This window comes from Reinekea sp., assembly GCF_982785585.1.
In genome coordinates this window covers 123848-141556 of sequence record NZ_CEYAVF010000005.1, presented here as the reverse complement: position 1 = coordinate 141556, position 17709 = coordinate 123848, and the positions used below count along the sequence as shown (strand labels likewise).

Here is a 17709-nt window from a genome sequence, read left to right as displayed (position 1 = left end):
GGCTATTTCAACCTCTGCTTCGGGCTCAACGGCAGCGGCTACAGCAACCTCTGCGACGGCCGTTACCTCAGCGCGGGTCTCAACAGTAATCGGCTCTGCGGATACCGATACTTCTGGCGTGCCCGCTACTGCATTGGTAACCGCCTGTTCTGTTGCGTCAGCGGCAGCTGCGTCGACCGGCTTCTTACCGACTAGGTCGAAATCAATCTCAGAGACGATTTCGGTCGGCTTTTCAGGTCGCACTCGTTTGGCGGCATTCTTGCTGTCACCGCGGGTTTGACGATTTTGTCCGATCTCATCGACGATCACGCGACCGCTTTGGGCGTCTCGGCTCGGACGACGCACGGTAGTGCGACGTGGCTCAGCATCAGTGCCCGGCTCGTTGTCTGTTTCCGTTTCGGGTTTCGCCAGGGCGACTGCGACCTGCTCTTCAACCTTTTTGGATTCTTGGACGTCGGCGCGTACTTCGGTTCGCGCAGGATTCGGCTTGCGATCGCTGTTCTGATTGCGCGAATTGCGATTACGATTGTTCGAGTTTTTAGATCGATCACGATCACGATCTCGACCATTTCTGGAGTTGCTCGTCGCCGGTTTGGTCGCTTTAAACGTAGGCACGACAGGCTTTTCTTCAGACTTGAAGATGCCACTGAACCACTTGCCAATCTTCGCCGCAACTGACGGTCCAGCGGCAACCTTGGCAGCAGGGGCTTTTGGCTTAGCTTCTGCGGTGGATTCTGGAATCGGTGCTGCCGTTCGAGAAGCCTGTATCGAGGTAATGGCCGCTTCTTGTGGCTTAACCATTGCTTCGAGGACCACTTCGGTTTCAAGCGGTGGCTCGTCAAACTTGATGGCGTAGCTCGGCTCGTCCGTGACCAAGGTCTCGTCGTCATCGCGCATGCGCACTACTTCATAGTGCGGTGTTTCCATATTTGGATTCGGCACGACCAGGACATGGACCTTGTGGCGTTTTTCGATATCCGTTATGGCATCACGTTTTTCATTCAACAGATAGGTCGCAACCGATAATGGCACAATAGTGCGAATCTGCGCTGTACGCTCTTTCAATGACTCTTCTTCGATCAGACGAAGGATAGCCAAAGAAAGGGATTTGACGTCGCGAATGGTTCCGTGGCCGTTACAGCGAGGACATACAATGCCGCTGGTCTCTCCAAGTGATGGGCGCAAACGCTGACGGGACATTTCCAACAAGCCAAAACGGGACAAACGCCCGATCTGGACACGAGCACGATCAGAGTCCGTGGAATCTTTCATGCGGGACTCTACTTCACGCTGGTGCTTGGCCTGATTCATATCGATAAAATCGATCACAATCAAACCACCCATATCGCGCAGGCGCAATTGGCGGGCAATTTCTTCGGCAGCTTCCATATTGGTATTGAAGGCCGTCTCTTCTATGTCGCCACCCTTGGTCGCGCGGCTGGAGTTGATGTCGATCGAAACCAAGGCTTCGGTCGGATCAATAACAATAGAACCGCCGCTGGGCAATTTAACTTCGCGTTGAAATGCGGTCTCGATTTGCGTTTCAATTTGATAGCGATTGAACAACGGTACCGTATCTTCATACAGCTTGATCTTATTCTGATAACCGGGCATCACTTTTTGCACGAAATCGAGTGCGTAGTTATACGCATCCTTAGTGTCGATCAGTACGGTATCGATATCCTGTCGCAGGTAATCCCGAATCGCACGTAAGATCACGTTGCTTTCTTGCAGGATCAGGAAGGGTGCAGGGCGGGTAACAGATGCGGCGGTAATGGAGGTCCACAATTGCAGCAAGTAATCTAAATCCCACTGTAGCTCTTCGGTCGAGCGACCGATGCCCGCGGTGCGGACTATGATACCCATACCATTGGGAATGACGACACCCTGGAGCGCTTCGCGGATTTGTGCACGCTCATCACCCTCGATACGGCGTGAAATACCACCGGCTCGAGCGTTATTGGGCATCAGCACTAGGTAACGACCGGCTAAGCTGACCATAGTCGTCAGGGCAGCACCCTTATTACCACGTTCTTCTTTGTCGACCTGGACGATAACTTCGGTGCCTTCTTTGATCAGTTCCTTGATGCTGGAACGCGAAGACATATTGGAATCGATAAAATACTCTTTAGCGATTTCTTTCAGCGGGAGGAAACCATGCCGTTCAGCGCCAAATTCAACAAAGGCGGCTTCAAGGCTGGGTTCAATGCGGGTGATACGTCCCTTATAGATGTTGGCTTTCTTTTGCTCGCGAAAACCGGCTTCTATGTCGAGATCGTACAGTTGCTGGCCATCGACCAGGGCGACTCTAAGCTCTTCGGCTTGAGTGGCGTTAATTAACATTCTTTTCATTAAGATCTAACACTCTGATTTTTATATACATTTCAGAGCAGCAAAACAGGAGCACAGAGGCAAACATCGATAGGAATCGACTAACAAGATACAAATAACGTTATTAAACGCGCGCAAAAACCGGCGATGTTTTGTCCAAGCGAGACATCATTTAGGTAAGAGTCTAACGGAGATACCAGCTCTATTTAGAAATATTCACATGGAAAAGGAATATTTTCTGCCTTATGGGTGCATCACTAAATCTGTTTCAAACTGTTCTTGCTGCCCAACCAATATAAATGTTTACGTTGAGCACTTAAGCCTGGGCACCTGTGTGATCTCTGGGTGGCAGACTTAATATACCAAGCACTTTTAAATATAGCAGTAAAGTAGGGCTGCTTCAATGCTATGCGAGCTGTTATCATCGTTGTTTTCATCCTATATAAAGGATTTTGTGTGTCAAAAGTTCAATTTATCGAAATTGAAGAAGATCGCGTCGATCAGCGTCTGGACAACTTCCTCACCTACGTCCTAAATAACGTTCCTAAGAGTCGCGTCTATCGCTTGATTCGTAAGGGTGAGGTGCGCATTAATGGCAAGCGGGCCAAGCCCGACACCAAATTAAACGAAGGCGATATGGTGCGTATTCCGCCCGTTTCCGATGCGATAAAGGCCGTGGCAACGGTTGAGCCGGGCCAGAAGCTACGCCAAGATCTCAAAGCTGCTGTGGTCTATGAAGATGAGCTAATGCTCGCCATCAATAAGCCGAGCGGCCTGGCAGTGCATGGCGGTTCGGGCTTAAAGCTGGGCCTGATCGAAGCCTTGCGTGCCGACCGACCGGAGGAGAAGTTCCTCGAATTGGTCCATCGCATCGATCGAGACACCTCGGGCATCTTATTGATCGCCAAGAAGCGTAAAAGCCTGGTGCTAATGCAGGATGAATTTCGACTAAAAAAGAACCTGCAGAAAACCTATTGGTGCCTGGTCAGCGGCATCTGGCCAAGCGATATTAACAGCGTTGATGCGCCTCTGTTACGCCATGAAGAAAGCCAAACCGGTGAAAGACGCGTATCAGTCCATAAGGATGGCAAGCCATCCTTAACTCGATTCAGACTGTTAAAGCAGTTTGCAGACTGTGCTTGGGTTGAGGCTCAGCCGGTCACCGGCAGAACGCATCAAATTCGTGTGCATTGTCAATATGCCGGATGCCCCATTCTGGGTGACGACAAGTATCAAGATGCAGCCACCCAGGCCATCGCCCATGGTCTAGGCTTAAAGAGATTGTTTTTGCACGCGGTACAGATACGCCTACCGCACCCGATCGAGCGCACAGAACTGACCATCAATGCCGAACTCGATCCCCGGCTTCAGTCTTTGTTAACCGGTTTAACTGCTAAGGAGTCATAAATGTTTGGATACGGGTCAAATAACTCAGATGCCCTAGGTCCTGTTGAGGGTGACAAGAAAGAATGGCGCTTAATCGAACGCGTCGTGATGGCGAATACTATCGAGCTGCGCCGCAGCCGCCGCTGGGGTATCTTTTTTAAGTTACTGACCTTTATCTATATCCTGGCTGTTCTGGTGCTTTTTATCACCAATAGCGCTGGCTCAACCAGTATTGGCAAAACCGGTGGCCATGTTGCCGTGATCGATATAGAGGGAACCATCGCCAGTGGCGAATTAGCTGGCGCAGATGCCGTTATCGGCAGCCTAAGCGCGGCACTGCAACACCCAGACACCAAAGCGGTAATCCTCCGCATCAACAGCCCGGGCGGCAGCCCGGTGCAGTCGGCCTATATTTTTAATGAAATTCAACGTCAACGGGCGCTCAATGAGCACGTACCGATCTATTCGGTCATCGTCGATTCCGGGGCCAGTGGCGCTTATTATATTGCCGCTGCGACCCAGGAAATTTATGCCAGCGGTGCCAGTATCGTCGGATCTATCGGGGTAACGGCGGCCGGTTTTGGCTATCAGGATCTGATGGACAAGGTGGGTATCGAGCGTCGGCAATTCACCTCGGGTGACCATAAGGCCTTTTTAGACCCCTTTTCGGTGCTGAATCCGGACGAACAGGCACTCTTTGAAATCCTGCTCAATGATGTTCATGAGCAATTTATTCGGGATGTTAAGCTCGGTCGCGGTGATCGTTTGGTCGACAGTCCCAAGTTGTTCAGTGGGTTGTTCTGGACCGGCAGTCAGGCTTTGGAATTGGGCTTGATTGACGGCCTTAAATCAACCGCCGAACTGGCGCGCGAGCTGGGCTATCCGCAGACGGTGGACTTTTCGCTGCGACCCTCGCCACTCGAGGCCTTCGCTCGCAACCTGGGTGTCAGTTTAGCTCAGGCACTGGTCAAGCTCGGCGTCAGTCAGGGCGTTACGCTCAATTGAGGCGCCCAGCCCGCCTCAATTCAAGTAGCGGGCCGGCCTAGGGCACCTGAAAGCCGGCCTGCCGCAGGTGCTCGGCCAACGTCATCAGGGGCAGACCGACCAGTGCGCTCGGGTCGTTTGATTGTATTTGACGAAACAGGCTTATCCCTAAGGCTTCCACCTTAAAGCTGCCGGCGCAGTGCTCTGGCCGATCTGCCTCGACGTAGCGACAGATCTCGGCGTAATCCAGCTGCCGAAAGGTGACCCGCGTACGAACCGACCAACGGTAGCTGACATCGCCGCGCAGCAGGCAGGCGGCACTGTAAAAAGTTGCCGTCTGATTCTGGCATTGCTGGAGCTGTACAACGGCCTTCTCTGGGGTGCCGGCTTTGGTCAGTAGGGTGCCATCGGCCGCCACAGCCACCTGATCGGAGCCAAGCACCCAGGCCGTTGGGTTTCGTTTCGCACTGGCGATGGCTTTTTGCTGGCTAAGGTCGATTGCATAAGACTCCGGATCGCCACTATACTGCGCATGATCTTCATGGACACCCGGATCGACGCAGGTAAAGGGCACACCCAGTAGTCGCAATTGAGCACGCTTGTATTGCGAGGTGCTGGCCAAAACCAGTCGCTGACTCATTGTTTATCTCCATAAGGTCCAATTTACACTCATTACAGCTTTGATCTCTAAAAAGCCTTTGACTTACATTTTTGCATAAGTATGATACCGCGCCTATGTCAAATTTCGAATTACCAGATCGTGTGAATCCCTACCAGTTGGCTGACAAGCTCACTCTACTGGAAGGTGTTATTAGTGCGAAACGGTTAAAACGCCTGGATGAAACCACCGCGGGAATCGACGAATCAGCTCAGGTAAGTTTGAGATTTGATCGTGACGAATCCGGCCGGCGGCTAATTTTTGGTCATGTAACAGCTATTGTGAATTTGCAGTGCCAACGGTGTTTGCAAGTTTATGGTTCTAAACTGGACGGTGATTTTACACTTACCCTGGTTTATAACGATGAAATGGCTAAAGCACTACCGGCTCACCTGGATGCGTTATTATTGCTTCCAGATGCGTTACTGGATGTCGCGGACATCGTGGAGGAAGAGCTATTATTGAGCCTCCCCATGCACGCAATGCACCCAGACAGCGAATGTCGTATTGAAACCCAATTTGGGACGGATGAGTCAAAGGGATCTCCTGAAAAAGCTCCTAATCCGTTCGATGTTTTAAAAGTTTTGAAGTGATCTTCAAACAAATCAGTTAGTAGGAGGCTTTTAGCCATGGCAGTTCAAAAAAGTAAAGTGACCCGTTCACGTCGCGGTATGCGTCGTTCACATGATGCCCTTTCGGCACCCACTCTGACAGTTGATGGCACCAGCGGTGAAACTCACCGTCGTCACCATGTTACTGCAGATGGCTTCTACAAAGGCCACAAGGTCGTTGCAGGTCGTGATGACTAAATAGATTAATGGCTCGCATTGCCATTGATTTACATGGAGGGGACTTCGGCCCCTCTATTCTTATCCCTGCCTGTTTCCGCTACTTTCGCGCTAATCCCCAGCATCATGGTGTCTTATTTGGCAACCTGAATGCACGCCAAGCCTTCAAACATTCCTGCCCCGCCAATATTGAATGGATCGATACCAATGACATTTCTGACCTGGCCCATAAGCCGGCTCAATTGATGCGTCGTGACGGCTTTAGTTCAATAGAAACCGCCTTCAAAGCGCTACGCGATGGGCAGGTCGATGCGTTGGTGTCGGCCGAACATACCGGCGTGTTATTGGTGTTGGTCGGCAAATATGGCGCACTGCATCCGGCCCTGAATCGCCCCGTGCTGGCCGCCTGGTTGCCGACTCTGACGGGCACGGCGATGATGCTCGACCTGGGCGCCTCCTTTACCGCCAACCAGCAACAACTCTTAACCTATGCCGCCGTGGGCAAGGCATTGGCGTCTACCGGCGAGGCCAATCCCCGCCTAAGCCTACTCAATGTTGGCGCTGAGTATTACAAAGGACCGGAGGCATTGCGCCTAGCGCATGCGACCTTGCAAGGCTGGTCGGATATTGACTATCGAGGCTTTATTGAGGCGTCTGACATCTTCAGCGGCCAGGCGGATGTAATTGTCTGCGACGGATTTACCGGCAATTCCATTATTAAAGCCTCGGCTGGCGCGCTGGACCTAACCTTTGCCTTACTCAAAGCACGACTCGAGCATGGCCTCTTAAAACCGCTACTGGCCTGGTGGCTAAAACGACAATTAACGACCGTACTAAAAAAACTCGATCCACGCTTGGCCAATGGGGCCCTTGTTGCCGGCAGTAACCTGCTCGTGGTGAAGAGTCATGGCAATGCCAACGACCGGGCCTTCGCCAGCGCCATCGAACGCGCGGTAAGCGCGCTAGCTCTGGACTCGACCGGGAAGATTCGGCGAGAATTGGACAAATTAGTTGAAAAGTGGCCTCTGGATTAATCTTAGCTTCAAGCGGCGGGGTCATTACTCGGCTTTTGAGTCAGCGCTGGGCCGCTTAATGTCCTAGAATTCATAAATGTTTCAACGGGGCTTGCCTTTAAAGCGTTGAGATTACTCGGATAATGCCACTCTATTGGCAAAAACAGGATCCATCTCAGTATGAATAAACTCGCATTCGTGTTTCCAGGTCAGGGGTCACAGCAAGTCGGTATGCTGGCAGAAATGCTGGAAACCTACCCAATCGTGCGCGATACGTTCGCCGAAGCGTCCGAATTGCTGGGCTATGATGTTACCGATCTGGCCCTAAACGGCCCGATTGAAGAGTTAAATCGAACTGAGAAGACCCAGCCTGCGCTATTGACTGCCAGCATAGCGCTATATCGACTCTGGTCGGCACAGTCACCCTTGAAGCCCATTTTATTTGCAGGGCACAGCCTGGGTGAATATAGTGCGTTGGTTGCCAGCGGTGCCGTTAGCTTTGCTGATGCCATAAAGCTGGTTGAATTGCGCGGCCAGCTTATGCAATTGGCCGTTCCGGCTGGTGAAGGCTTGATGGCGGCTGTTTTGGGCTTGGACGATCAGGCTGTAATCGACGGGTGTCTGGCAGCGGAGCAGGGCGCTGTCGTGTCGGCGGTTAATTTCAACACCCCGGGCCAGGTGGTAATTGCCGGCAATACCGCCGCTGTTGAACGGGCCATGGTGATTTTAAAGACTATGGGCGCGAAACGGGTATTACCCCTGTCGGTCAGTGTGCCGTCGCATTGCGTGTTAATGAAACCAGCGGCTGATACACTCGCGCAGCGGTTGCAGGCGATCCACTTTAACAGTCCGTCGGCGCCGATTGTGCAAAATCGCGTTGCGCTCGGCGTGACCGATATTAGCGAAATTCGCAAAAACCTATTGGAACAGCTCTATAAGCCGGTTCAATGGACAAAGTCGGTGCAATTTATGGCCAGCGCTGGGGTTACCGAGATTATCGAATGTGGCCCGGGTAAGGTCTTGAGTGGCTTGAACAAACGAATTGCCGGCGATGTGATTCATACCGCCATCGGCAATCTAGCTTCGTTTCAAAAACGATTAGGATAATAGTTATGACAGATGCCAAAAAAGTTGCCCTTGTGACCGGCGCCAGTCGCGGCATCGGCGCGGCGGTTGCTGACAAACTCGGCCATGACGGCTTTATTGTGTTGGGCACCGCGACCTCAGAAAGTGGCGCGGAAAAAATTAGCCAACGGTTTGCCGAGTTGGGCATTAGCGGCAAGGGTTACTGTCTGAACGTCACCGATGGCGCCTCCATCGATGCTGTGATGGCCGATATTCAGGCCGAATTCGGTGCCCCAGCGGTATTAGTCAACAATGCCGGCATTACCCAGGATAATCTTTTTTTACGCATGAAAGAGACTGAATGGAATGCGGTGATCGACACCAACCTGAATTCGGTGTTCCGCATGAGTAAGGCGGTCATCAAAGCCATGACGCGCACCCGTTTTGGCCGAATCATCAATATTTCATCGGTTGTCGCCTCCGCCGGTAATGCCGGGCAAGCCAACTACTGTGCCGCCAAGGCCGGCGTGGAGGGTTTTACGCGGTCCTTAGCGCGTGAAATCGGTAGCCGCAACATTACCGTCAACTCGGTTGCGCCAGGCTTTATTCAAACCGACATGACCCATGATCTGGCGGAAAATGTAAAAGAAACTCTACTGAAACAGGTGCCGTTAGCGCGCCTGGGTACACCGGATGAAATCGCACATGCGGTTGCGTTTTTGGCCAGTGATGGTGCGTCATACATCACTGGAGAAACTTTGCATGTCAATGGCGGCATGTATATGGGTTAATTTTGGCAAGTTGGTCGTCATTTAACTTGCTCAATAGGATAACGTTTATATAAACTAGCCAGCACGTATAACTGTGCTAAATACCTTTTAGGAGTTCTTATAATGAGCAGCATCGAAGATCGAGTTAAGAAAATAGTTTGTGAACAGTTAGGCGCTAAAGAAGAAGACGTCAACGCAAAATCATCTTTTATCGATGATCTGGGTGCCGATTCTCTGGATACGGTTAACTTGGTGATGGCTTTGGAAGAAGAATTCGAAACTGAAATTCCAGATGAAGAATCTGAGAAATTACAGACTGTTCAGGACGCGATCGATTACGTAAACACCCACGTGGGTTAAGCGATTTAGTCAACAATAGGAGCCGTATTGACCTCCGGGCAATACGGCTTTTTTTTGAGTGCTATTCTGCATAATGAAGAAGCAAGGCAGTCTTGGAGAAATTAAGATGTCAAAACGACGTGTGGTGGTAACTGGGCTGGGTTGTATTAGTCCATTAGGGAATTCAGTCGCATCAACGTGGGCGGGTATTTTGGCCGGAAAAAGCGGCGTGAATCGCATCGAGCTGTTCGATGCTGAAAAATTCACCACCAAATTTGCGGCACAGGTGAAAGATTTCAATCCATCCGACTATATGAATCCTAAAGATACCAAAAAGATGGATGGTTTTATTCAATACGGCTATGCGGCCGCTGTTGAAGCGATCCAGGACTCCGGTATTGAAGCGACTGAAGCCACCGCCGGTCGAATTGGCATTGCCATCGGTTCAGGCATCGGGGGGCTCGATACTATCGAGAAGAATCATCTTGCTCTGCAAAAGGGTGGCCCACGCCGTATTTCACCCTTTTTTGTCCCCGCTGCCATTATCAACATGATTTCGGGCAACCTATCCATCGAGTATGGTTTTAAAGGCCCAAATATTGCCATTACAACTGCCTGCACCACGGGCACACACAATATTGGTTATGCCGCGCGCACGATCGCCTACGGCGATGCCGATGCGATGGTAGCAGGCGGTGCCGAAATGGCGTCCGGCCAGTTGGGCATGGGCGGTTTCGGCGCGGCGCGGGCCTTATCCACGCGCAACGATGATCCAACGCGCGCCAGTCGTCCGTGGGATCGAGATCGAGACGGTTTCGTGCTCGGTGATGGTGCCGGTGTGGTCGTGCTCGAAGAATATGAGAGCGCCAAGGCCCGCGGTGCGAAGATATATGCCGAATTAACCGGTTTTGGTATGAGTGGCGATGCCTATCATATGACCTCACCGCCTGCCGATGGCGCTGGTGCCGCGGCCGCTATGGACAACGCCTTACGGGATGCCGGTTTAAATCCGTTAGACGTTAACTACATTAATGCCCATGGCACCTCGACACTGGCCGGTGATTTGGCTGAATCGCAAGCGGTTAAACGTCTCTATGGTGGCGATGCGGACAAAATCGTGGTCAGCTCGACCAAATCGATGATTGGCCACTTGCTCGGCGCTGCCGGTGCAGTGGAGGCGATTTTCTGTATCTTGGCGATCAAAGATCAGGTTGCTCCCCCGACCATTAACCTGGATAACCCGGATCCGGCCTGTGATCTTGACTACGTTCCTCACACGGCGCGTAATATGGTGATCAATCATGCGCTCAGCAATTCATTTGGTTTTGGCGGTACAAACGGCTCTCTTATCTTCAGCAAAGTTTGATACTATCGTGCCTTACCTCTGAACTCTGTTAGCCCGGAAACCATGCATATCAGTCTGTTAAATGGCGTCAGTGGCGCCATTCCATTATCCCACCGAGGTTTAGCTTATGGCGATGGCCTGTTTGAGACGCTGTTAGCCGATCAACATGGGCCTCACTTTCTCGGGCCGCATCTTGATCGCCTCAGCGCCGGCACCCATCGTTTGGGTATGGCATGGTCCAGCGCGCAGAGGCTTGCGCTGCGCGGACAATTGACCGCGCTCTGTGCCCATCTGGATGCACCCCATCTGATTAAAGTCATGTTGTTGAGAAGCAACCCCGGGCGCGGCTATGATTTCGACCCCCTGTTACAACAGACCGATGTTCTCGTGCAATGCAGTCCCTATCACCGTCCCGACTGGGCGGCGCAGGGCGCTTCGGTTGCCCTGTCCGAGACCCACATCAGCGTCAACTCGACTCTGGCCGGCATGAAGCACCTCAATCGGCTGGATTCGGTTTTGGCTCGTCAGAGCGCGCGGCGACAAGGTGTCGATGAGGTCTTGATGGCCACCGACAGCGGCTCTATTGTCGAAGCCAGCTCTGCCAATCTATTCTTTTTTCGGCATGGGTACTGGTCTACACCACCGGTTGATCAGGCCGGAGTCGCCGGTGTAATACGTCAGCAGCTGCTGACCCGTTTCCCTGACATTCAGATCAGCGCACTGGCGGTGGATGAGCTGGACCAGGTCGATGCGGCTTTTTTGTCCAATAGTCTAATGGGTCTAGTCCCGATTGAATCCTTAATGGCGCGGCCGTTACCGCGCCATGCCGACATCCATCTCTTTCACAGTGAGTTAGCCAAAACGTGTTAAAAAAACTAGTCTTCATCACTCTGCTATTAGGCATCGTTTCGGCCTTGGCGATCGTCAACTTGGCCCAACTACGGCTGCAAAAACCGCTCTCACTGAGCGCCGAAGGCACAACCTATAGGGTGACCGACGGCGCTTCGGTAAAGCGTGTCTTGGCAGACTTTAGCGCCAACGGCTGGATCGACTACCCCCGGATCCACGAATTGTGGTTGCGCTATAATGAACTCACGGTAATCCAACGCGGTGAATATGCTTTGCAGCCGGGCCAAACCAGTACCGATGTGATTCGCATGATGGTGTCTGGCAAAAAAATCCTGCGTTCAGTGCAATTCATTGAAGGCCAAACCTTCAGTGAATTCTTGCAGGTCCTGGCGGATAGTCCCGACCTAGAGCATAGCCTAACCGGATTGGATCAAGATGCTATTATGCAGCTTGTAGCCGCCGATATGAGCTTTTACGAGGGCTGGTTTTTCCCCGATACCTATTTATTTGACGCTGGCACCAGTGATCTGGATATACTTAAATTAGCTCACCAGCGTATGGTGTCGATCTTGGCGGAGGAATGGGCGCAAAAATCCCCCACAGCTGTTGTTGAGACACCCTATGAGGCGTTGATTTTGGCGTCCATCATCGAAAAAGAAACCGGCGCCGCCTTTGAACGACCGATGATCTCAGGTGTTTTCAGCCGTCGACTCAGTATCAATATGCGCCTGCAGACCGACCCAACCGTTATTTATGGCGCGGGTGCGGCGTATACCGGCAATCTGACGCGCGGCCATTTGCGCACCGACACGCCCTATAATACCTATACCCGCAACGGCTTGCCGCCGACTCCGATTGCCAACCCGGGCCGCGAAGCGATCTTTGCGGCCTTAAATCCGGCCGCCGGTGAGAGTCTATTTTTCGTCGCCAAGGGCGATGGCAGCCATCATTTTTCGATCACCTTCAAAGAACACAACGCCGCCGTGCGGCGCTATCAGCGTTTTTCCCGGCGCCAAGACTATAAGTCGGCACCGGCAACGACAACGGACGAGGTCCAATGAGCGCCTTGTTTATCAGCATAGAAGGCTTAGAAGGCGCCGGTAAAACGACTCAGGCCGAGGTGCTGATGGCTTGGCTCGCAGCGCGCGGCCACGATATCGTCCGCACCCGGGAGCCGGGTGGCACCGAGATCGCAGAAGCGATCCGGGACCTGGTTTTGAGTCATCACAGTGAAAAAATGGATCCGGTTACCGAGTTGCTCCTGGTATTTGCAGCCCGCAAGCAGCATGTGGCCAGCCTTATTCAGCCGGCCTTAGCGGCGGGTCAGTGGGTGATCAGCGATCGCTTTACCGATGCGACTTACGCCTATCAGGGTGGCGGGCGCGGGCTCGACCGAAGCCTGATCGCATCACTGGAGGAGACGGTTTTGGCCAATTTCCAACCCGATCTAACCATCTGGTTCGATTGCGACGCGGCCACCGGCTTGGCGCGGGCCCAGGCTCGTGGCGCGCTGGACCGCATTGAAGGCGAAGATATAGCGTTTTTTAACCGCTGCCGCGCACAATATCAACTACGCTATGATCAACAACCTGAGCGTTTTATAAAAATCGATGCGGCTCCGTCACAGGCCGCCGTCTCCGAGCAGTTAATTACGGCCCTGGAGGTCTACTTTGCCTGATTTACCGCCTTGGTTGAATGCCACGCTAGTGGACTTGATTAGCCAATACCGAGCCAATACCTTGCCGCATGGCCTATTGATATTGGGTGATCCAGGTGATGGTGGCGGGTTAATGACCGATGCCTTGGTGGCAAAATTACTCTGCCGGTCCGATTTGGCGCACGCCTGTGGCGACTGCAAAGCCTGTCGATTGCACCAGGCCGGCAACCATCCAGACTTTATTCGGGTGCAGCCGGAAGGCAAGAGTTTGACCATACGGGTCGATGCCGTGCGCGCCATCAATCGAAAAGTGGCCGAAACCGCTCAACAAGGTGGCAACAAGGTGATTCGCCTGGAAAACGCCGAGAAGATGAATAGCAATGCCGCAAATGCCTTATTGAAGGTCTTAGAAGAACCGAGCGATCGAACCTTTATTGTGCTCGAAAGTCGCTCGTTGGGGCGCACCCTACCGACCGTTCGGTCTCGTTGTCGGCTGGTCACGCTGCCAGAACCGACTCCTGAGCAGGCCTTGGCTGTGTTGCATAGCGCTGCCTATCCGCTCAATCCCCATATCGCCCTGGGCATTGCGCAAGGCAAACCCTATACCGCCTTGGCGGTCACTGCGGACCAACTTAACCAATGGTCCGAGTGTGAAAGGCATTTTTTACAGGATTTAGGCTTTAGTCAGTTGAGTCAATTTATTCACAAGGCGCCGCTTGAACCGACCCTCAAGCAACTGATGTTGTGGATCGACACGGCACTGCGCCAGCAGTTGAGCCGGCGAGGCGCGCTGGCGCCCATCGCCGATGACTTGATCGAACTGCTGGCCAACCAAACGGCTCGGTCGCTGTTCAATTTTCGGGATTATCTGGTTGTCTTATTAGGGGCTATTAACCGTCAATCGAATCTAAACCCTCAGCTGATGGGCGAAGAGCTCGCATCTCGCTGGCTTGATCTAAGAGGTACAGAATGAACCCAAAATTAGCTGGCACTCGCAGCGGAATACTGTCCATAACCATGAAAGACAAGGCGGTTCTCTATGCCGCCTTTATGCCCTTCGTAAAGAATGGCGGTTTGTTTATCGCGACTAACAAACGCTTCAGCGTGGGCGATGATGTTTTTTTATTACTCACCCTGATGGATGAACCAGAAAAGATTCCGGTTGCTGGCCGCGTTATCTGGTTGACCCCACGAGGGGCCCAGGGCAACAGGGCAACCGGCATCGGTGTGCAATTTTCGAAGAAAAACGAATTGGCAAAAGACAAGATCGAAACCTATCTGGCCGGCGCGTTGAATTCGGACAAACCTACCCACACTATGTAACTGGGCCCAAGCGAATCTTCCGGCTAATAATGTCATCCGTTTGGGTGGCCTAACCACTCTGGACACCTTGGCATGTTAACTTCGAGTATTGCGATTCAGCCACAAAGCCCCGCTGAAACAGCCTTGATTAGTTCGGCCCTGAATCTATTTACCATTCACAATGAAAACAGCATAACGGTAACCCAATTGATCAAGGCTGCGGGCATCAGTCGATCGGTTTTTTATAAACACTTCGCCAACAAAGATGATGTCTATGCCGCCATTCTACTCACCGATGAGCTCGCAGTGACGCCCTTACTCACTAACATCGGGGCCTCAGGCGGGGCTGCGGACCTACTTGAGCAGTATTTGAAATATCGAATCCAATTCGTTAAGAAATACCGAGTTCTGATGCGTCTGGAAAAACACTTGCAGGCGACCGACTGCACATTGGAGCGGTTTGTGCAGTGGCAACTGTTACGCCGCCAGCATGTCGATGAGTTCGCCGCCATAATTGAACTGGACCTAGCGCACCTGAAGCCGTTAGAGCGGGACAAGGCGCGCTTTCATTATGGTTTGCTCTGGTCATTGGCCAGTGGCATGGCGCATATTACCGAATCCGATCTATTCCCTGAACTGATTCGTGATCGACGTGGCTTTAGCCGCTTTCTGCTCGATTCCGTGCGCACACTGGGTGGCCCTAAATGATCGAACTGACTGATATCTATCGACACATTAATAATCAAACGGTTGCGCCCGTGGAGTTATGGGACCCTGACTTCTGTGGTGATATTGATTTGGAAATTCGCCGCGATGGCCGGTGGTACTATCAGGGCAGCCTGATAGCTCGGGAACGGATGGTTAAGCTGTTTGCCAGTGTACTGAAAAAGGAAGATGAACGTTATTTCTTGGTCACACCGGTGGAGAAGGTGGGCATTCGAGTCGCCGCCACACCCTTTGTGGTGGTCTCCGCCCAATTGATCGGTGACACCTGGATCGTGACCAACAATCTGGGCGATCAGGCCTGTTTAGATCGGGATCACCCGCTTAAGGTAGACTACCCAGCCGAACCAGAGATGCTTTGGCGCGCTAACTTGCGCGCCCGAATCAGCCCCAGTGTAATGTATCAGTGGCAGATCCATGCCTTGGACCATCAGGGACTGCGCCTAGGGGTGCTGTGGTTGGACAGCGCCGGAACGGAATTCATGCTCGATCGTAGCGAGTTGACCTGACCTCGAAGTCCGAGATCCGGTCAATGACTGCGCCCGTCACATATTGGGATAGTTGGGCCCACCCGCGCCTTCGGGGGTCACCCAGGTGATATTTTGAGCCGGATCCTTGATATCGCAGGTTTTGCAATGCACGCAGTTTTGCGCATTGATTTGAAACTTGGCTGCGCCATCGGCCCCTTGAATTACCTCATACACGCCGGCCGGACAATAGCGCTGGGCCGGTTCCGCATAGAGCGGCAGATTGTCTCGGATGGGCAAATCTGGGTCGGTCAGCCTGAGGTGAACCGGTTGGTTGTCTTCGTGATTGGTATTGGAGAGAAATACCGAACTAAGCTTGTCAAAGGACAGGATGCCATCTGCCTTGCCGTATTCAAGCATCTTAGACTGCGCGGCCGGCTTGAGCGTGGCGTAGTCGGGCACCGAGTCCTGCAGAGTCCAGGGCAGGGTGCCGCGAAACACATTCATATCGATAAAGGCGTAGGCTGAGCCGAGGATATTGCCGAACTTGTGCTGGGCCGGGCCAAAATTGCGCTGAAAATGCAATTCCTTAAAGAGGCTGCTATTTTTATAATGCGCTTCGAAATGCACCAAATCCTGGCCGGCTTCAAGGCCAATTGCCAGCTGATCCAGAATGGTTTGCGCCGCCAACATGCCCGATTGCATAGCCGTATGCGTGCCCTTGATCTTAGCGCCGTTGAGCGTGCCGGCATCACAGCCAATTAAAAACCCACCCGGAAAGTGCATTTTAGGCAGACATTGCGAGCCGCCCTTATTCAACGCCCGCGCGCCATAAGACAGGCGTTTGCCGTTTGTCAGATATTTGGCAAAGAGCGGGTGGTGCTTCATGCGTTGAAATTCATCGAACGGCGACAAATAGGGATTGTCATAGCCTAGATCGGTGATCAGACCCAATGCGACCTGTTGGTTTTCCAAGTGGTACATAAAAGCACCACCGGAGGCACCCTGTTCGGCCAGCGGCCAACCGGCCGTGTGCACGACTAGGCCCGGTTCGTGCATATCGGCTGGCACTTCCCAGAGCTCTTTAATACCCAAGCCAAAATGCTGGGTACCCTGTCCCCGGGCAAGCTGGAATTGTTCGATCAGCGCCTTGCCCAAGTGCCCGCGGGCACCTTCGGCAAACAGGGTGGTTTTGCCGTGCAATTCCATTCCGGCGGCAAAGCCGTCTTTCTCCGTGCCATCGGCGGCACGGCCCATATCGCCGGTAATGATGCCCTTAACGGCACCCTTGGCGTCATAGAGCACTTCCGCGGCAGCAAAGCCGGGAAATATTTCCACGCCCAAGGCCTCGGCCTGTTCGGCCAACCAGCGGCAAAAATTGCCCAGGCTGATAATGTAATTGCCGTCGTTCTTCATCGGAGTGGGTACGGCAAAATGCGGCACCTTGACTTGGCTGGTCGCCGAGCGCAGCACATAGATCTCATCGCGCGTGACAGGGGTGTGCAGGGGAGCCCCAAGCTCGGACCAATTGGGTAGCAATTCATTGAGGGCGCTGGTTTCGAATACCGCGCCCGATAGTATATGGGCGCCGACTTCGGAGCCTTTTTCAACCACGCAGACGCTCAATTCCTGCTCCAGAGCCTGTGCGCCTTGCATCAACTTGATGGCAGCAGACAGACCCGCAGGTCCAGCACCGACTATTACCACGTCAAATTCCATGGCTTCGCGTTCCATAAACACCTCCGGTTGGCCGCTGCAATGACTAACAAAGCCCAAGGACCCGGTTAGCGTTAAGAATATGCTGTGTCTCAGCGGCGCTTAAATGACAATAACTCTATAACAGTAACGAGTTTAACCTTAACCGTGAAAAAATTAAAACAACTGTTTGAAATTTGCCGCCAAAGCGGATTAAATGAAGACTTAAATTAAACTGGGTTGACGATCAGCTGTCGCGCTCTATTCTAAATGTGACCCACTCTGTTTTGAGCTCACCCTGTGTTTGTGCGCAGGTGAGCGTTAGCCGGTCGTCTCG

19 protein-coding genes are annotated in these 17709 nt (G+C 52.6%); 16 read left to right on the top strand and 3 right to left on the bottom strand.

Annotation, left to right across the window (positions count from 1 at the left end; all coding sequences use genetic code 11):
• The coding region (rne, locus tag AC4FIC_RS04000) for a ribonuclease E (RefSeq protein ID WP_476194749.1) at nt 1–2352 on the bottom strand (2352 nt) is incomplete at its 3' end.
• A 435-nt stretch (nt 2353–2787) separates the two neighbouring features.
• Between rne and AC4FIC_RS03995 the strand changes: the two genes are divergently transcribed.
• Nucleotides 2788–3738, top strand: coding sequence for an RluA family pseudouridine synthase (locus AC4FIC_RS03995; RefSeq protein ID WP_227003804.1), 951 nt, complete (start codon nt 2788–2790; stop codon nt 3736–3738).
• Nucleotides 3739–4722 carry a S49 family peptidase gene (locus AC4FIC_RS03990; RefSeq protein WP_287418879.1) on the top strand — a complete coding sequence of 328 codons (984 nt, stop codon included), beginning with the start codon at nt 3739–3741 and terminating at the stop codon, nt 4720–4722.
• A 37-nt stretch (nt 4723–4759) separates the two neighbouring features.
• Here AC4FIC_RS03990 and AC4FIC_RS03985 read toward each other — a convergent pair whose 3' ends face one another.
• A complete protein-coding gene (locus AC4FIC_RS03985; RefSeq protein WP_476194748.1) occupies nt 4760–5341 on the bottom strand; it encodes a Maf family protein in 582 nt (193 codons plus the stop codon).
• A gap of 95 nt (nt 5342–5436) precedes the next feature.
• Between AC4FIC_RS03985 and AC4FIC_RS03980 the strand changes: the two genes are divergently transcribed.
• From AC4FIC_RS03980 to AC4FIC_RS03915, 14 genes are all read left to right on the top strand, one after another.
• Nucleotides 5437–5952, top strand: a complete 516-nt coding sequence (locus AC4FIC_RS03980; RefSeq protein ID WP_100257103.1) for a YceD family protein — start codon at nt 5437–5439, stop codon at nt 5950–5952.
• A gap of 36 nt (nt 5953–5988) precedes the next feature.
• A complete protein-coding gene (gene rpmF, locus AC4FIC_RS03975; RefSeq protein ID WP_100257102.1) occupies nt 5989–6168 on the top strand; it encodes a 50S ribosomal protein L32 in 180 nt (59 codons plus the stop codon).
• An 8-nt stretch (nt 6169–6176) separates the two neighbouring features.
• Nucleotides 6177–7181, top strand: coding sequence for a phosphate acyltransferase (locus AC4FIC_RS03970; RefSeq protein ID WP_100257101.1), 1005 nt, complete (start codon nt 6177–6179; stop codon nt 7179–7181).
• Between the two features lie 159 nt (nt 7182–7340).
• Nucleotides 7341–8267: an ACP S-malonyltransferase gene (gene fabD, locus AC4FIC_RS03965; protein WP_100257100.1), complete on the top strand. Its 927-nt coding sequence runs from the start codon at nt 7341–7343 to the stop codon at nt 8265–8267.
• A 5-nt stretch (nt 8268–8272) separates the two neighbouring features.
• Nucleotides 8273–9016, top strand: coding sequence for a 3-oxoacyl-ACP reductase FabG (gene fabG / locus AC4FIC_RS03960; RefSeq protein ID WP_100257099.1), 744 nt, complete (start codon nt 8273–8275; stop codon nt 9014–9016).
• Between the two features lie 102 nt (nt 9017–9118).
• The gene (acpP, locus tag AC4FIC_RS03955) at nt 9119–9355 is read left to right on the top strand and encodes an acyl carrier protein (RefSeq protein WP_100257098.1); all 237 of its coding nucleotides are present in this window, start codon (nt 9119–9121) and stop codon (nt 9353–9355) included.
• 106 nt (nt 9356–9461) lie between these two features.
• Nucleotides 9462–10700: a beta-ketoacyl-ACP synthase II gene (fabF, locus tag AC4FIC_RS03950; RefSeq protein WP_273284084.1), complete on the top strand. Its 1239-nt coding sequence runs from the start codon at nt 9462–9464 to the stop codon at nt 10698–10700.
• Between the two features lie 42 nt (nt 10701–10742).
• On the top strand, nt 10743–11549 hold the full coding sequence (pabC, locus tag AC4FIC_RS03945; RefSeq protein ID WP_273284086.1) for an aminodeoxychorismate lyase: 807 nt from the start codon (nt 10743–10745) through the stop codon (nt 11547–11549).
• Nucleotides 11543–12589: an endolytic transglycosylase MltG gene (mltG, locus tag AC4FIC_RS03940; protein WP_100257095.1), complete on the top strand. Its 1047-nt coding sequence runs from the start codon at nt 11543–11545 to the stop codon at nt 12587–12589. The genes pabC and mltG overlap by 7 nt, the downstream gene beginning before the upstream one ends.
• On the top strand, nt 12586–13206 hold the full coding sequence (gene tmk, locus AC4FIC_RS03935) for a dTMP kinase (protein WP_100257094.1): 621 nt from the start codon (nt 12586–12588) through the stop codon (nt 13204–13206). The genes mltG and tmk overlap by 4 nt, the downstream gene beginning before the upstream one ends.
• Nucleotides 13199–14158 (top strand): DNA polymerase III delta subunit-related protein, encoded by a 960-nt coding sequence (locus AC4FIC_RS03930; protein ID WP_100257093.1) that lies wholly within the window; start codon nt 13199–13201, stop codon nt 14156–14158. Before tmk ends, AC4FIC_RS03930 begins: the two co-directional genes overlap by 8 nt.
• Complete coding sequence (locus tag AC4FIC_RS03925; RefSeq protein WP_100257092.1) at nt 14155–14508, top strand: PilZ domain-containing protein; 354 nt, start codon at nt 14155–14157, stop codon at nt 14506–14508. The genes AC4FIC_RS03930 and AC4FIC_RS03925 overlap by 4 nt, the downstream gene beginning before the upstream one ends.
• 72 nt (nt 14509–14580) lie before the next feature.
• Nucleotides 14581–15195, top strand: a complete 615-nt coding sequence (locus AC4FIC_RS03920; RefSeq protein ID WP_100257091.1) for a TetR/AcrR family transcriptional regulator — start codon at nt 14581–14583, stop codon at nt 15193–15195.
• Nucleotides 15192–15719, top strand: coding sequence for a DUF1285 domain-containing protein (locus tag AC4FIC_RS03915; protein ID WP_476194131.1), 528 nt, complete (start codon nt 15192–15194; stop codon nt 15717–15719). Before AC4FIC_RS03920 ends, AC4FIC_RS03915 begins: the two co-directional genes overlap by 4 nt.
• 36 nt (nt 15720–15755) lie before the next feature.
• Here the strand turns inward: AC4FIC_RS03915 and AC4FIC_RS03910 are convergent, their stop codons facing one another.
• The gene (locus AC4FIC_RS03910) at nt 15756–17411 is read right to left on the bottom strand and encodes an electron transfer flavoprotein-ubiquinone oxidoreductase (RefSeq protein ID WP_100257089.1); all 1656 of its coding nucleotides are present in this window, start codon (nt 17409–17411) and stop codon (nt 15756–15758) included.
• Between the last annotated feature and the right edge of the window lie 298 nt (nt 17412–17709).

What these genes read in the sequence shown, in the direction of transcription:
- AC4FIC_RS03990 (WP_287418879.1), top strand. Translation starts at nt 3,739, where the DNA reads ATGTTTGGATACGGGTCAAATAACTCAGATGCCCTAGGTCCTGTTGAG.
- AC4FIC_RS03985 (WP_476194748.1), bottom strand. Translation starts at nt 5,341, where the DNA reads ATGAGTCAGCGACTGGTTTTGGCCAGCACCTCGCAATACAAGCGTGCT.
- AC4FIC_RS03980 (WP_100257103.1), top strand. Translation starts at nt 5,437, where the DNA reads ATGTCAAATTTCGAATTACCAGATCGTGTGAATCCCTACCAGTTGGCT.
- rpmF (WP_100257102.1), top strand. Translation starts at nt 5,989, where the DNA reads ATGGCAGTTCAAAAAAGTAAAGTGACCCGTTCACGTCGCGGTATGCGT.
- AC4FIC_RS03970 (WP_100257101.1), top strand. Translation starts at nt 6,177, where the DNA reads ATGGCTCGCATTGCCATTGATTTACATGGAGGGGACTTCGGCCCCTCT.
- fabD (WP_100257100.1), top strand. Translation starts at nt 7,341, where the DNA reads ATGAATAAACTCGCATTCGTGTTTCCAGGTCAGGGGTCACAGCAAGTC.
- fabG (WP_100257099.1), top strand. Translation starts at nt 8,273, where the DNA reads ATGACAGATGCCAAAAAAGTTGCCCTTGTGACCGGCGCCAGTCGCGGC.
- acpP (WP_100257098.1), top strand. Translation starts at nt 9,119, where the DNA reads ATGAGCAGCATCGAAGATCGAGTTAAGAAAATAGTTTGTGAACAGTTA.
- fabF (WP_273284084.1), top strand. Translation starts at nt 9,462, where the DNA reads ATGTCAAAACGACGTGTGGTGGTAACTGGGCTGGGTTGTATTAGTCCA.
- pabC (WP_273284086.1), top strand. Translation starts at nt 10,743, where the DNA reads ATGCATATCAGTCTGTTAAATGGCGTCAGTGGCGCCATTCCATTATCC.
- tmk (WP_100257094.1), top strand. Translation starts at nt 12,586, where the DNA reads ATGAGCGCCTTGTTTATCAGCATAGAAGGCTTAGAAGGCGCCGGTAAA.
- AC4FIC_RS03925 (WP_100257092.1), top strand. Translation starts at nt 14,155, where the DNA reads ATGAACCCAAAATTAGCTGGCACTCGCAGCGGAATACTGTCCATAACC.
- AC4FIC_RS03920 (WP_100257091.1), top strand. Translation starts at nt 14,581, where the DNA reads ATGTTAACTTCGAGTATTGCGATTCAGCCACAAAGCCCCGCTGAAACA.
- AC4FIC_RS03915 (WP_476194131.1), top strand. Translation starts at nt 15,192, where the DNA reads ATGATCGAACTGACTGATATCTATCGACACATTAATAATCAAACGGTT.
- AC4FIC_RS03910 (WP_100257089.1), bottom strand. Translation starts at nt 17,411, where the DNA reads ATGGAACGCGAAGCCATGGAATTTGACGTGGTAATAGTCGGTGCTGGA.